At 54.6% G+C, this 14,604-nt stretch carries 16 protein-coding genes and 1 pseudogene; 13 read left to right on the forward strand and 4 right to left on the reverse strand.

The genetic code is table 11. The annotated features are described in order from the left end of the window. Positions 1–183 precede the first annotated feature (183 nt). The 3 genes and pseudogenes from rpmG to radC form a co-directional block, all read right to left on the reverse strand. Positions 184–351, reverse strand: coding sequence for a 50S ribosomal protein L33 (gene rpmG / locus ACYZYZ_RS10140; RefSeq protein WP_036858763.1), 168 nt, complete (start codon positions 349–351; stop codon positions 184–186). An 11-nt stretch (positions 352–362) separates the two neighbouring features. Further along, positions 363–599, reverse strand: a complete 237-nt coding sequence (rpmB, locus tag ACYZYZ_RS10145) for a 50S ribosomal protein L28 (protein ID WP_305170269.1) — start codon at positions 597–599, stop codon at positions 363–365. 166 nt (positions 600–765) lie between these two features. Beyond that, a pseudogene (gene radC / locus ACYZYZ_RS10150) lies at positions 766–1,225 on the reverse strand (RadC family protein). 96 nt (positions 1,226–1,321) lie between these two features. On the opposite strand from radC, the gene coaBC reads away from it, so the two are divergent. The 4 genes from coaBC to slmA are packed head-to-tail and all read left to right on the forward strand — an operon-like array spanning position 1,322 to position 6,447. After that, positions 1,322–2,524, forward strand: a complete 1,203-nt coding sequence (gene coaBC / locus ACYZYZ_RS10155) for a bifunctional phosphopantothenoylcysteine decarboxylase/phosphopantothenate--cysteine ligase CoaBC (RefSeq protein WP_305170271.1) — start codon at positions 1,322–1,324, stop codon at positions 2,522–2,524. Next, positions 2,521–4,905 (forward strand): phosphomannomutase/phosphoglucomutase, encoded by a 2,385-nt coding sequence (locus ACYZYZ_RS10160; protein ID WP_461484180.1) that lies wholly within the window; start codon positions 2,521–2,523, stop codon positions 4,903–4,905. Before coaBC ends, ACYZYZ_RS10160 begins: the two co-directional genes overlap by 4 nt. A 28-nt stretch (positions 4,906–4,933) precedes the next feature. Then, entirely contained in the window at positions 4,934–5,836 is a 903-nt protein-coding gene (argB, locus tag ACYZYZ_RS10165; RefSeq protein ID WP_305170273.1) for an acetylglutamate kinase, read from the forward strand. Positions 5,837–5,841: 5 nt separating this feature from the next. Then, positions 5,842–6,447 (forward strand): nucleoid occlusion factor SlmA, encoded by a 606-nt coding sequence (slmA, locus tag ACYZYZ_RS10170; protein ID WP_305170274.1) that lies wholly within the window; start codon positions 5,842–5,844, stop codon positions 6,445–6,447. On the opposite strand, the gene ACYZYZ_RS10175 is transcribed toward slmA, so the two are convergent. Then, complete coding sequence (locus ACYZYZ_RS10175) at positions 6,419–7,048, reverse strand: hypothetical protein (RefSeq protein ID WP_305170275.1); 630 nt, start codon at positions 7,046–7,048, stop codon at positions 6,419–6,421. The genes slmA and ACYZYZ_RS10175 overlap by 29 nt on opposite strands. Before the next feature lie 118 nt (positions 7,049–7,166). Here ACYZYZ_RS10175 and ACYZYZ_RS10180 point away from each other — a divergent pair, with 118 nt between their 5' ends. The 9 genes from ACYZYZ_RS10180 (at position 7,167) to phoR (ending at position 14,547) form a co-directional block, all read left to right on the forward strand. Continuing rightward, complete coding sequence (locus tag ACYZYZ_RS10180) at positions 7,167–7,943, forward strand: exodeoxyribonuclease III (protein WP_305170276.1); 777 nt, start codon at positions 7,167–7,169, stop codon at positions 7,941–7,943. A gap of 107 nt (positions 7,944–8,050) precedes the next feature. After that, entirely contained in the window at positions 8,051–9,208 is a 1,158-nt protein-coding gene (metX, locus tag ACYZYZ_RS10185; protein WP_305170277.1) for a homoserine O-succinyltransferase MetX, read from the forward strand. Then, the gene (gene metW, locus ACYZYZ_RS10190; RefSeq protein ID WP_305170278.1) at positions 9,205–9,801 is read left to right on the forward strand and encodes a methionine biosynthesis protein MetW; all 597 of its coding nucleotides are present in this window, start codon (positions 9,205–9,207) and stop codon (positions 9,799–9,801) included. Before metX ends, metW begins: the two co-directional genes overlap by 4 nt. A gap of 47 nt (positions 9,802–9,848) precedes the next feature. After that, entirely contained in the window at positions 9,849–10,289 is a 441-nt protein-coding gene (locus ACYZYZ_RS10195) for a DUF4426 domain-containing protein (protein ID WP_305170279.1), read from the forward strand. A gap of 74 nt (positions 10,290–10,363) precedes the next feature. After that, the gene (locus tag ACYZYZ_RS10200; RefSeq protein WP_305170281.1) at positions 10,364–10,963 is read left to right on the forward strand and encodes an XTP/dITP diphosphatase; all 600 of its coding nucleotides are present in this window, start codon (positions 10,364–10,366) and stop codon (positions 10,961–10,963) included. Positions 10,964–11,015: 52 nt separating this feature from the next. After that, complete coding sequence (locus ACYZYZ_RS10205) at positions 11,016–11,570, forward strand: chorismate--pyruvate lyase family protein (RefSeq protein ID WP_305170283.1); 555 nt, start codon at positions 11,016–11,018, stop codon at positions 11,568–11,570. Positions 11,571–11,589: 19 nt separating this feature from the next. Beyond that, positions 11,590–12,462, forward strand: coding sequence for a 4-hydroxybenzoate octaprenyltransferase (ubiA, locus tag ACYZYZ_RS10210; protein ID WP_305170285.1), 873 nt, complete (start codon positions 11,590–11,592; stop codon positions 12,460–12,462). Positions 12,463–12,546: 84 nt separating this feature from the next. Then, positions 12,547–13,248, forward strand: coding sequence for a phosphate regulon transcriptional regulator PhoB (phoB, locus tag ACYZYZ_RS10215; RefSeq protein ID WP_461484181.1), 702 nt, complete (start codon positions 12,547–12,549; stop codon positions 13,246–13,248). Between the two features lie 9 nt (positions 13,249–13,257). Next, a complete protein-coding gene (phoR, locus tag ACYZYZ_RS10220; protein WP_461484182.1) occupies positions 13,258–14,547 on the forward strand; it encodes a phosphate regulon sensor histidine kinase PhoR in 1,290 nt (429 codons plus the stop codon). Positions 14,548–14,604: the final 57 nt, after the last annotated feature.

Raw genomic sequence — 14,604 nt, forward strand, 5'->3', positions numbered from 1 at the left:
CTCGTTTGTCATTATTTCAGATCAGGCTCGGGAAGCCGGTGTCAACGACATCGCTCTCACCACGATGCCTTAACCGGTCTTCTGCGGCTCATAATCATTCACCGTCTTTTACTCCGCCACAAAAAAGCCCCGAACTAGTCGGGGCTTTTTTAGTGATTGAATGCCTAAGCGTGGAAGCGCAACTTACTTGATTTTCGCTTCTTTGTAAGGAACGTGCTTGCGAACCACTGGGTCGTACTTGCTGAACTCCAGCTTCTCGGGCTGGGTACGCTTGTTCTTGGTGGTGGTGTAGTAGTGACCTGTACCGGCACTGGAAACCAGTTTGATTTTGTCTCGATTTGACTTGGCCATGTTAGCGCTCCTTAAATCTTGTCACCGCGCTTGCGGATATCCGCCAGCACTTGGTCGATACCCACTTTGTCGATGATGCGCATGCCTTTGGAAGACAGACGAAGTTTGACAAAACGCTTCTCGCTTTCAACCCAGAAACGGTGAGTGTGCAGGTTTGGTTCAAACCGGCGGCGAGTTCTGTTTTTGGCGTGGGAAACGTTGTTTCCGGTCATCGGCTTTTTGCCGGTGACTTGACATACTTTAGACATTGTTTTGCCTCTGCTAACTGGCGCCACCGATCTCTAGCGAGCGCACATAAATTCTGACTTTTGCTGTCGACCTGCGGGGACACCCCCGCGAAGAGCCGCGTTTTATACCAGAAGGGCCACCCTAAATCAAACAAATTTGCCGAAAAAGCACCCAAGTCAAAGGCTTTTAAAGGTGCCCTCGCTCTGCCAAAGAGACTGAATAACCGGCACCGACCACCAGATGATCCAGCACCCGCACATCTATCAGCGCCAGAGCATCCTGCAACCGCCGGGTAATCTGGCGGTCTGCCTCACTGGGCTCAGCAACTCCGGAGGGGTGATTGTGGGCAAAAATCAGCGCTGCAGCATTGTGATGCAATGCCCGCTGCACCACCTCCCGCGGATGCACGCTGGCACCATCAATTGTCCCGAAAAACAGTTTTTCCCAGGCGATCAACCGATGCTGGGCATCCAGAAAAAGGGCACCGAGAACTTCCTGTCGGCACGACCGCAATTCAGCCTGCAGGAATTCCGCAACCCGTGCGCAGAAAAATAGCCAGCAGTTCGGCATCGGAAAGCGCGTCCGCCCCCCGGGTCAACAATTTTTCCCGGGGACGTTCGCCCTCCGGCCAATCGCGAATCGACATAACACCTCCCTGTGTTTCCGATTATGTGAGCCCTGACTACGCAAACCCTGCTCGCGATGTTATCTTAGCCCCCTCGGCACGACTATGGGTAACTTCATGCTGTCATTGGCAAACAAACGGATTCTGTTGGGTGTTACCGGCGGCATTGCCGCTTACAAAAGCGCTGAGATCATCCGCCGTCTGCAGGATGCCGGGTCAGATGTTCAGGTTGTTATGACACCGGCTGCCACCGAATTCATCACGCCGCTGACCCTACAAGCACTATCAGGCCATCCGGTTCACCTGGAGCTGCTGGATACCGAGGCAGAGGCCGCCATGGGGCATATCCAGTTATCTCGTTGGGCTGATGCTGTTTTGATCGCTCCCGCCAGCGCCGACTTTATTGCCAAGCTGGCCAATGGGCAGGCGGATGACCTGCTGTCCACCCTCTGTCTCGCCTCCCGCTCACCACTGGCCATAGCGCCTGCCATGAATCAGGGCATGTGGCGCAACCCGGCAACCCAGGCAAATCTTGAGCGCCTGCGCGGTCGCGGAGTCCATATTTTCGGTCCAGCAGAAGGCAGCCAGGCCTGCGGGGATATTGGTCCAGGTCGCATGAGCGAACCCGAAGATATTGCCGAGCTGATGGCAGATATCTTTGAGACCGGAGCTCTGGCGGGTAAGAAAGTGGTCATTACAGCCGGTCCCACCCGGGAAGCCATTGATCCCGTGCGCTATATCAGCAACCACAGCTCAGGAAAAATGGGCTATGCACTGGCCGAAGCTGCTGCTGAAGCCGGCGCAGAGACCATTCTGATCAGTGGTCCTGTGAGCCTGACACCACCAGATCGCGTACGAACAATCGCTGTGACCAGTGCCCAGGAAATGTATGAGGCGGCGCTGCATGAAGCAGACGGCAGCGAGCTGTTTATCGCTTCTGCTGCCGTCGCCGATTACCGGCCGGTGCAAACCTCGCAGCAAAAGATTAAAAAAGATGCCGCAGAAATGACCATTGAGCTGGTCAAGAACCCGGACATTGTCAGCGCCGTCGCCGCATTAGCAAACCGGCCCTTTACCGTGGGTTTTGCTGCTGAAACCGCCAACCTGGAAAACTATGCCCGCGGCAAACTGGAAAGAAAAAATCTGGACTTGGTGATTGCCAATGACGTTTCTGACCGCACCATCGGGTTTAACAGTGACGATAACGAAGTACTGGTGGTCGAGATGAATACCTCGGAAGCCATCCCGAAAATCAACAAATCCATTCTGGCTCGCCAGTTGATTGCCAAAATTGCTGAAATGACTAATCCGACAAAATGACAGAGACAACAAACGGCGCATCAAGCGCCCTGCACAAACTCAAACAACACCCGTTGATTCTGCTTCTGGTAGTCCTGCTCCTCGCAGGTGCCGGCTACACCAGTTACTGGCTATTTCAGAAAACTGTAACGACGTCCCAGAAAGAGCAGGCTACCGAACACGCCAGGGAACTTGCGACCAAATTACGTAGTACTACCAATCACTACCTGAAAGAGCGCAACCAACAGCTGCTATCCTTGGCTGAAAAGTCTTTATTTACTACTGCGGCTGCTTCTGCCGATATGGCGCAGATTCTCTCCGCAGAAAAATTGCTGCTGGAATGGGCGCCGGATTTCACTGGCGGTTATCTCATTACACCGGGAGACCAACGCCTGATTGACCAGCAGAACTTTGCCGGCCATTACCTGGCAGAAAAAACCCTGGCTGGCGATCTGCAATCGATAGCTGCTGCACGCCTCGGAAAGGAGTGGCAGCTTCTCTACAGCCACCCATTGAAAGATCAGCAGGGTGAAATTATCGGCGCTATGCTGGGCATGGAATCACTGCAACCGCTCCTGGATGTATTGAAACCCGCAGTGAAAGAAAACCTGGGGCTGACCCAGTTGGTACAGACCATGCCCAAAACAAAGGGCGCTACATTTGTAACAACGGGCAATAAATCCAAGGCCCTGGAGACCATTGAATTAAAGCTCGAACCAGCCAACTGGTCACTGCGCTTTACCGGCAGCAAGGTGTTATTACAGAGCACGGAGCCATCCTATGAAGGTTTTGCCCTGTTTGGTTCAGTACTGGCTGTTTCAACCTTAGTTATCATCTACCTGCTGCTGCGCCTGACCCTGCACTTCCATGTGGACAAAGCCCCTTCCCCTCGTGCAGAGAAGAAAACACATTTGAACCCTCCAGCAACCGACCCTGTGAACGATTCCGGCAAATCTTTCCTTGATGTGATTCCTGGCAAAGGGACGACAGATACGCCAGTACAGGAGCAGGAAGATCGTCCGGAAGTAACCGGCTCCTACCCGGATGTGGTATTCCGCGATTACGATATCCGCGGTATTGCCGGCAAGCAATTAACTGTGGACTTTGCACAACAGCTTGGTAAAGCGCTTGCCCTGCGCGCCATCGCCCGGGGCGAACACACGTTGATTCTGGGCCGCGATGGCCGCCAGTCCAGCGAACAACTGAGCGAGGCGCTGGAACAGGGCATCCTCAGCACGGGCTGTCATATTATTCACTTGGGCCTGGTACCGACACCGCTACTGAATTTTGCCACCCACCACCTGCAACAGAGTGACTGTGGTGTGATGGTGACCGCCAGCCATAATCCCGCCGAATACAATGGCTTCAAAATGTTCTTTCAGCACCACGCCATGTGCGGCGAAGAAGTGAAGTCACTGCGACAGGAAATGTCTGCGGAAATCCCGGAGAAAACCCCGGGAGAGCGTAGTCAACAGGATCTCTCGGAGGATTACCTGCAGGCCATCATCAGCGACATTGTGCCGGCACAGGGCCTGAAAGTGATTCTGGATGCGGGCAATGGCGCAGCCGGTGAACTGGCCATCAGGCTGCTGGAAGGCATTGGTTGCGATGTATTGCCGCTCTACTGCGATGTGGACGGCACCTTCCCCAACCACCCACCGGACCCTTCGGTGCCCGCCAACCTCGAGGACCTGAGACTGTGGGTCAAGGAACAGAATGCCGACCTGGGGATCGCCCTCGATGGCGATGGTGACCGCATCCTAGCCATTTCCGCCAGTGGGCAGATTATCTGGCCCGATGAACTACTGATGATTTTTGCCCGTGATGTGGTCTCCCGGCACCCGGGAGCCGATGTGGTCTTCGATATCAAGAGCACCCGTCGGCTCAACAGCCTGATCAGCAGCTATGGCGGCCGCCCGGTGATGTGGAAAACCGGTCACTCGCACATGTATAACAAGATCATTGAAAGCAAGGCGCCCCTGGGAGGCGAGTTCAGTGGCCACATTTTCTTCCATGATCGCTGGCACGGTTTTGACGACGGACTCTACGCCGCAGCCCGGCTGATTGAAATCATGAGCATTCGCGAGCAGGGCCTAGATGACATCATGGCCAGTTTCGAAACCCGCTATGCCACTCCGGAAATTCTTGTGCCGACAGATGAAGAGAGCAAGTTCGACATTGTGCAGAAACTGCTTGCAAAAGAAGTCTTTCAGGATGGCAAAGTGAGCACCATCGACGGCTTGCGCGTGGAGTTCCCCAAAGCCTGGGGACTGGTGCGAGCATCCAATACCAGCCCCGCACTGACCCTCCGCTTCGAGGCGGATTCCAGTGATGCCCTGGAAAAAATCCAGTCGCTTTTCCGGGAGCAACTTCGTAGCATAGACAGCAACCTCACCTTCTAACCCGCTGATAAAAACACCAGGAACATCAATGTCACTAACCCGCGAAGCCGCCTCCAACACAGCCAAAGTGCTATCCGAGGCGCTGCCCTATATTCAACGTTTTACCGGCAAGACGATTGTCGTCAAGTTTGGCGGCAATGCCATGGTCGACGAAAAGCTCAAAGCCAGCTTTGCCCGGGATATTGTGATGATGAAACTGGTGGGCATGAACCCGGTTGTGGTTCACGGCGGTGGCCCCCAAATCGGTGACCTGCTGAAGAAACTCAATATCGAATCACACTTCATCAATGGCATGCGCGTCACCGACAGCAAAACCATGGACGTAGTGGAAATGGTGCTCGGCGGTACCGTCAACAAGGAAATCGTCAATCTTATCAACCACGCGGGCGGCAAAGCCGTGGGCATTACCGGCAAGGACGGCCAGCTGCTGATGGCGCGTAAACTCAAGGTTCGACACAGCAAGCCGGAAATGGCGGCACCGGAAATCATCGACATCGGTCACGTGGGCGAAGTGGCCTCGATCGACACCAGTGTGATCGACATGCTCACCAACAGCGATTTCATTCCGGTGATCGCCCCAATTGGCGTCGATGGCGAAGGTCGCTCCTATAATATCAATGCCGACCTGGTGGCCGGAAAGATCGCCGAGGTGCTACAAGCAGAAAAACTGATGTTGCTGACCAATGTAGCTGGGCTGCAAGACAAGAATGGCCAGGTGCTGACCGGCTTGTCTACGAAACAGGTGGATGATCTGATTGCAGACGGCACCATATACGGCGGCATGCTACCCAAGATTCAGTGTGCACTGGATGCGGTGAAGGGTGGCGCGAAGGCGGCCCATATTATTGATGGTCGGGTGAATCATGCCACTCTGCTGGAAATTTTCACTGACCAGGGTGTCGGCACCCTGATCACCAACACAACCGGGTAATAAACGTGGCAACGGATAATCCATCTAGAAAGCAGCAGATACTCCAGTCCCTGGCGAGGATGCTCGAGGCGACCCCCGGCGGCCGCATCACCACTGCTGCCCTGGCCGCCGAAGTAGGTGTTTCTGAGGCGGCCCTGTACCGGCACTTTCCCAGTAAAACCCGGATGTACGAAGGCCTGATCGACTTTATTGAGGAAACACTTTTCAGCCGTATCCGCACCATTCTCAGCGAAGAACCCGACGCCGCTACGCGCTGCTACAGGATACTGACACTGCTGCTGACCTTTGCGGAAAGAAATCCGGGAATTACCCGTCTACTGACCGGCGATGCTCTCACCGGCGAAACTGACCGGCTGCACAAACGTATTCAGCAGCTTTTCGACCGACTGGAAACACAGCTGAAACAAATTCTCAGGGAAGCTGAGATGGCAGGAAATTTGCGGCTGGCAACCACCGTTACAGCAGCAGCCAATTTTATTTTGTCACTGGCAGAAGGCCGCATCAGCCAGTTTGTGCGCAGCGGATTCAGTCGTCCGCCGACGGAGCACTGGCAGGAGCAATGGGCCGTCGCGCAAGCGGTGTTTATTCGGCAGGGGAATCCGGGGTTTTAGCTGTCAACTCTTTGAAACGCTCTACGTAGCGCTGATAGCGCAATGCCATTTGCTCACGCTCATTCTGACGCAGCTCAAGCATTTGCACGGCATCACGATTAGCTATTTCAACGCCATTCAGGCTGTTCAACAGCTTATCTGACAGCTTTGCTCCGTTGAACTGCTCCATTGCCGCCTTTTCACGAAACTCCGTCAATTGTCGGCTATTTTTTTCCCGATTGGATTCGACATTTTCGATCTCGCGATCCAGCTGTTGCAGGCGACGCTCGCCGGCTGCCTGCAACTCCTCGACGCTGCTGTAGCTGCGCAGAAGCATCTGGTCTTCTTCGCGATTCTGGGCTGCCGTTTGCACCGCCTCAGGTGCCATTTCTTCCTGGTTTTCCTGGTGGGGAGGAATTACCGCTTCCACACGCCCGGTACTGGTGATAACTTCATATCCTTGGGCGATGTATTCTGGGGGAACCTGGTGGTCAATAACCAGATTGCCATCGCTGTTTCGATAGCGGTAAAGATTGCCTGCCTCTGCTACCATAGCGCTCAGGCATAGCAGTACAACGGCGACAGCACCGATGGATTTGTAGGTTGTTCTGGTGTTTCTCACAAACGCACCCTGCCCTTACAAAGTCGAGTCCAAATGCCCAGGTCATTGAATCCTGTTTGCCAATTCATCAATGCTGGCTTGCCGGTTATCATACACTCTCCCAAAACAAGGGGCGATAATGCGCATCATAAGTCTTGCCGTCGACGGTATTCAGCAAGCAACAGAAAAAGGCCTGTTTGAATGGCTGGCATCCCAGGATGCCACCCTGATCTGCCTTCAGGACCTGCGCACCTCCGCCTACAAGCTTGAGGAGTGTCAAGACTACGTCCTGGATGGTTATTTCAGCTATTTTCTTGATGCCCCGGATGCGACTAAAAACGGTGTCGCTATCTATACCCGGGAGATGCCCAAGGCCATCATGTATGGCTTTGGCGCCAGTAATGGCGAGGATATGGAGGGGCGATACCTGCAGGCAGATTTCGAGCGGATCAGTATTTGCTCGCTTCTGGCCCCCGAAGCCATTGCCGGTACCAGCAGCCAGGAGACCAAGGATCGCTTTTTTCGCGACCTGCTCGGTCACCTCACAAAGATCAGCCACAAGCGTCGAGACTACTTTTTCTGTGGCAACTGGAATATTGCCCATCGCGAAGCCGATGTCTCAGAACCTGCCGCCTGTGAGGCCTTGTCTGGGTTTTTGCCCCACGAACGACAAACATTGGGGCAACTCTATAACGCCATTGGCTACGCCGATGCCTTTCGGCTTTTCAATTCCGACAGAGATGAATTCACCTTCTGGCCCTCCGGCGAGATTGGCAAAGGCTGCGGCTGGCGTACGGACCTGCAACTCATCTCCAATAACCTGCGTCACAGCGTGGAATATGCAGTGACCTACAAGGCCAAAAGCTTTTCCAGCCATCTGCCTGTGATCATTGATTACGACATCGAATCGCTGTGAGCAGCCTCTGCATTAACAACCTGACAGGTAATCTGGTTGCGCTGATGGCCGCCCCTATTTAGACTCCCGCAGATCCCTGAAAAAGCCAAGGAACCCTTGCCGCCCTGATGCCAGACGTTATTCCCGACAACTCAGTAGGTATCGTCACCCCTCAAGTGATTCAGTTCGATGATCCACTGACACTGGCCTGCGGCCGCACCCTGGATCAATATCAGCTGGTGATTGAAACCTATGGCGAGCTTAACGCTGATGCCAGCAACGCCATCCTGATCTGTCATGCCCTCAGCGGGCATCATCATGCTGCCGGATACCACAGCATGGAGGACAAGAAGCCGGGCTGGTGGGATAACCATATCGGCCCGGGAAAACCTTTTGATACCAACCGTTTTTTTGTGGTGTGCCTGAACAATCTGGGAGGTTGTCACGGCAGCACTGGTCCGACATCCATCAATCCGCAAACGGGGCAACCCTGGGGGCCGGATTTCCCTGCTCTTCGAGTACGCGACTGGGTAGAGAGTCAGGTGAGACTGTCGGATCGGCTGGGGATTCAGCAGTGGGCTGCTATTGTCGGCGGCAGCCTCGGCGGTATGCAGGTTATGCGCTGGTCTCTGGAACATCCGCATCGGCTGCGCCATGCAATTATCATTGCCTCAGCCATGAAGCTCAGTGCACAGAATATCGCCTTCAATGAAATCGCCCGCAACGCCATTAAATCGGATCCGGATTTTCTCGATGGCCACTACCTGGAACACCAGGCGTTGCCACGCAATGGTCTTGGTCTGGCCAGGATGATCGGGCATATCACCTATCTCTCCGATGAAATTATGGGCGATAAATTCGGCCGCGAACTGCGCTCTGGATCATTCCAGCGCGGGCAGGATACCCCCATTGAATTTCAGGTAGAAAGCTACCTGCACTACCAGGGTGACGTGTTTGCCAGCGCCTTTGATGCCAACACTTACCTGTTGATGACAAAGGCACTGGATTACTTTGATCTGGCCAGGGAATACAACCACGATCAGGTGGAGGCATTCCGGCATGCCCAGTGTGATTTTCTCGTGGTCTCGTTTTCTTCCGACTGGCGCTTTGCCCCTGAACGTTCCCGGGAAATTGTGGAAGCATTGATAGCTGCCAATAAAAACGTCAGCTATGCCGCCATTCAGTCCAATCTCGGCCACGATGCCTTCCTGTTGCCAAACGAGCGCTACGAGCAGGTACTCTCGGCTTATCTGACCCGCCTGGACAATGAGGTCGCGGCACCATGACCAACCGGACCGATCTGGACATTATCAAGCAGTGGATCAAACCCTCAAGCCACATTCTCGATCTCGGCTGCGGTGACGGTACGCTGTTAAAAATGCTGCACCAGGAAAAAAACGTTGAGGGTTATGGCCTCGAAATCGATCCGGACAAGATCACCGCCTGCGTGGCCAACGGGGTTAATGTGCTGGAGACTAACCTGGACGAAGGCTTATCCCAGTTCAGCGATAAAAGTTTCGATACCGTTGTCATGACGCAGGCTCTGCAGGTCATGCGCTTCCCGCATCTGGTGCTGGATGAAATGCTGCGTGTCGGCAAGGAATGCGTGGTCACGTTTCCTAATTTCGGCAACTGGCGGGCGCGCTTCTACCTGCTCACCCGTGGCCGCATGCCGGTTACCAAACAGCTGACCTATCAATGGTACGACACCCCTAACATTCACTTCTGTACCGTGGATGACTTCGAAGCCCTGTGCGCGGAAAAAAGCATTCGCCTGTTGCACCGTGAATTTGTTGCCACCCGCTTGCCCGACCGGCAAATCAAGGGAATTTGGCCTAACCTTTTCAGTGAAACTGCAATTTACCATTTGAGCAAATAGACATTGCAGCGCCGTTAATCTGTTATTGAGACTGCGAGGGAATCACCATGAAATTGACCCGATCCATCTGTTTCGTCTTGCTAACTGTGTTCACTGTGACGGCTCAGGCCAACGACAAACCCTACCGTGAATTTGGCAATATCAAAGTGTTTTACAGCGTGTTCAATAGCAGTTTCATACAGCCTGACATCGCCAGCGCCTACAAAATCGTTCGCGGCAAGGATCGTGGACTGGTCAATATTGCCGTACTGCGGGACGACAAGACAGGCGGCACCACTGCACTGGTCAAGGGCACTGTCTCCAATATCCTCGCCCAGCAGCAAACCCTGGACTTTTTTGAAGTCCGGGAAGGAGATACGGTTTACTACCTTGCGCCTTTTCGTATTGATAACAAGGATTACATGACATTCAAGATTGAAGTCACACCCGATCCCAACAAACCACCACTCTCCGTCACCTTTCAGAAAACCCTGTATCAGGACGAGTGAGATCAGCTTCAACTGTGGGCCACTGTAGTAGTGGTGGCCCGCAGAATTCATTGATGTAACAGGTACCCACAGTTATGAAAGTCGTCCTCGCCACCGGCAATAAAGGCAAGCTCACTGAATTCCGGCAACTGCTCGCGGAACTGGATATGGACGTTGTGCCACAGTCCGACTTTGACATTCCCGATGCCATAGAAGATGGCTTGAGTTTTGTTGAGAACGCCATTATCAAGGCACGGCACGCCGCCAAATTGACTGGCCTACCCGCTATCGCTGACGATTCTGGCCTTGAGGTGGATATGCTCAACGGGGCACCCGGCATCTATTCCGCCCGATTTTCCGGTGAAAACGCCACAGATGAAAAAAACAACTTGCGCCTGCTATCCCTGCTACAGGAGATACCGGAGGAACAACGCACCGCCCGTTTCCAATGCCTGCTGGTGATGATGCGCAATGCCGAAGACCCGACACCGCTGATCTGCCAGGGAACCTGGGAAGGTAGAATCAGCTTCGCGCCACAGGGTGACAATGGCTTCGGTTACGACCCCCTTTTCCTGATACCAGAGCTGGGTGTGACATCGGCGCAGCTGGAGAAAACCGAGAAAAACCGCATTAGTCATCGCGGACAGGCCATGGGACTGTTACTGGAAAAACTGTCACCCCAAACACGAACCTAACTGCCTTCTCAGCCGTTAGAATAGCCACCACACCAGCGTTACCAGGACCCCCATGTCGTTCACGTCAGAACCCCGTTGGCATCGCCACAAGCGCGGCCCCGCTTCACCGGCCAACGGCCCGCTTCGCAGCTGGCTGCTGGATCGGGGTTCCCTCACCGAGCGACTGATCAAACTCAGTCATGGTGATTTTGGTGTACAGGTCATCCGCCAGCAGATGTCACTCCCCAGACCATCCGAGCGCAAAGCACTGGCTATGAGGCACCACCAGCTGGCGCTGATTCGCGAAGTGATTCTGCTCGGCGGTGGCAGACCCTGGGTCTATGCGCGCAGTGTCATCCCCCAAACCTCACTAAACGGGCGTCTGCGCGGTTTGCGCAAACTGGACAACCGACCACTGGGAGCGCTGTTATTCAGCGACCCACACATGCGCAGGGGTGCCATAGAGCTCACCTGCCAGGATACCCGCCAGCTACCTCTACCCGGTCCCCTGCAAGGGATACAGGCCACAATACCGGGGCGACGCTCCCTGTTCTGGCTGGACAACAAACCGCTGTTGGTGTGTGAGATGTTTTTACCGGAATTTACCCCTTACAATACCCCGCTTTAGCCCGGTATTAACGCCTAACATGAACTCATTGCGGGAAAGGTTGCCAGACTTCATCAGCCTGATGCGCCTCAACAAGCCCATTGGGACGCTGTTGCTGTTATGGCCCACCCTTTGGGCCCTGTGGCTAGCGGCAGAGGGCGTTCCCTCCATCAAGAATCTGCTGGTATTTGTTCTCGGCGTGTTCCTGATGCGTGCCGCCGGTTGTGTCATCAATGATTTTGCCGACCGCAAAGTCGACGGTCATGTAGCTCGCACCCAGCACCGTCCCATGGCCACAGGCGCCATCACCGCCAGGGAGGCACTGATACTGTTTTCCGCCCTGTGCCTGTTATCTTTCCTGCTGGTGTTGCTAACCAACGCGCTCACCATTCAGCTGGCCTTTGTCGGCGTGGCGCTGGCATTCTGCTATCCGTTTATGAAGCGCTACACCCACCTGCCCCAGCTGGTACTTGGCGCGGCATTTGCCTGGAGTATCCCCATGGCCTTTGCAGCGGAAACCGGCTCACTGCGCCCTGAGCTCTGGGCGCTTTACGCTGCTGTCATCCTGTGGACCATCGCCTACGATACCTTCTATGCCATGGTTGATCGTGATGATGATCTGAAAATCGGGATCAAATCCACGGCCATTCTGTTTGGCGACATGGACATCGCCATCACCGCCACCCTGCAGGTACTGGTGGTGATTGCATTGCTAATGATAGGTACGAATTTTGGCCGCGGCCTCTGGTTTTTTCTGGGGCTGGCTGTTGCGGCCTTGCTGTTTCTCTACCAGCAGTACCTGATACGTAACCGTGACCGGGACGGCTGCTTTAAGGCCTTCCTCAACAACAACTACGTGGGTGCCGTTATTTTTATAGGACTGGTGCTCGACTATCAGCTGGGCGGCAACTAGTTCACCATGTCGTGCCAACCACTGTCATATTTCTGTCATACCTGAGTCATGTAATACACAGATATGAAAAGAGACGATAGGGATATGAGCGAAAAAACCATTCTCGTCGTGGATGACGAACCAGCCATCCGCGACATGATCAGCACAGCTCTCGACGTGGCGGGATTCAACTGCATTCAGGCGGAAAACGCCCAGCAGGCTCACGCCATGATCATCGACGAGCAACCAGACCTGGTGTTACTGGACTGGATGATGCCCGGCACCAGTGGCGTCGAGCTGATTCGTCGCCTGCAACGTGACGAGCTGACCAAAAACGTTCCGGTCATCATGCTCACCGCCAAGGCCAGTGAGGACAATGTTGTCCAGGGACTGGAAATCGGTGCCGATGACTATATCACCAAGCCTTTCTCTCCCCGCGCTCTGGTAGCCAGGATTAACGCGGTTCTGCGCCGCGCTGAACCGGCCCTGCCACAGGAACCGATCCAGGTGGAAAGCTTGCTGTTTGATCCCATCAGCCACCGAGTGACCATCAATGATCAGACCGTCTCCATGGGGCCGACTGAATTCCGCCTGCTGAGTTTTTTCCTGACCCACCAGGAGCGGGTCTACTCCCGCGACCAAATTCTGGACCACGTCTGGGGCGGCAATGTGTACATGGATGAGCGCACCGTCGATGTCCATATTCGACGGCTGCGCAAGGCAATAGCCCTTGAAGGCCATGACCGCTTCATACAGACTGTGCGGGGCGCGGGCTACCGCTTCTCCACACGGGTTGTAGAAGAGTAAGGACTACACTTGCACAGAGGGCTACAGGCAGAAATACGGCGGATTGTCCTGATCACGCTGCTGCTGTTATTCATCGGCTTCATGCTGGGCGAAATACTGTTCACCCTGCTGGCCGGTGGCAGCATCTATATGCTCTGGACTTTTTCTCATATCGCCCGCCTCTACGACTGGCTGGATCAGGGGGCTAATGGGCTGCCGCCAGATGCCAGTGGTGTCTGGGGTGATATGACGGACTACCTGTACCGTATGCAGCAGCGCAATGACCGCGCCAAACAGAGCCGCCGCCAGCTTTCCGAACGGGTGCGCAATATCACCTCTGCGTTACCCGACGGCATCATGACACTGACCCCTGACCGTGTTCTGGAATGGTGGAATCCCGCGGCAGAGGCCTTACTGGGCCTGGAAAAGGGGGACCGGGGCCAGTCCATAATCAATATTCTTCGCGACCCACGCTTTGTGGCCTTTATCCAGCACAACGAACTGCCGCCACCTACAGAATTACCCTCCCCGGAAGACCCGAGCAGAACCCTGCTGTTCAGTGCAGCCGAGTTTGGCGACGGGAATATTATCCTGATGGCGCAGGACATCACCCGACTGCGCAACCTGGAACAGATGCGGCAGGACTTTGTTGCCAATATCTCCCACGAACTGCGCACCCCGCTGACCGTACTCTCCGGTTATCTGGAAACCCTGCAAGATAACAGTGATCAACTGCCGGGCACCTGGAAAAAAGCCCTCAATCAGATGGACCAGCAGACCGAACGCCTCAACGCGCTGGCCAACGATCTGGTCATGCTGTCGCAGCTGGAGTCGAACCGAAAACCCCCACCGCGCACTACCGTTGATATTGCCACGTTGCTGCAACAGGTCGTGCAGGATGCCCGCATGGTCTGCACCGAAAACCACCATATTTCGATGGAGCTGGTGGAAGAAAAACTGGAGGTCAGAGGTGAATACAAAGAGCTGTACAGCGCCATTTCCAACCTGGCCATCAATGCCATCAAACATAATCCCGGTGGCGTGGATGTTAGCCTGACCTGCCGCAGCACCGAAAATGAAGTGATTATTGAGATCTGTGACGATGGCTACGGCATAGATCCCAAACACATTCCGCGGCTTACCGAACGCTTCTACCGCGTCGATAACAGTCGCGCCTCAAGCACTGGCGGAACCGGCCTCGGTCTGGCCATTGTCAAACATGTTCTCATGCGCCACGGCGGCACCCTGCAGATTCGCAGCATCCTGGGTAAAGGCAGCTGCTTTTGCTGCCACCTTCCAAAACCGACTGTAGTAGCATAGTCCCCTGTTGACGATTACCGACCCTATCGGGGTCCGTAATCACTGTCGGTGCCACTC

The sequence above is a fragment of the Porticoccus sp. genome (assembly GCA_023261185.1).
GTDB lineage: Bacteria > Pseudomonadota > Gammaproteobacteria > Pseudomonadales > Porticoccaceae > Porticoccus > Porticoccus litoralis.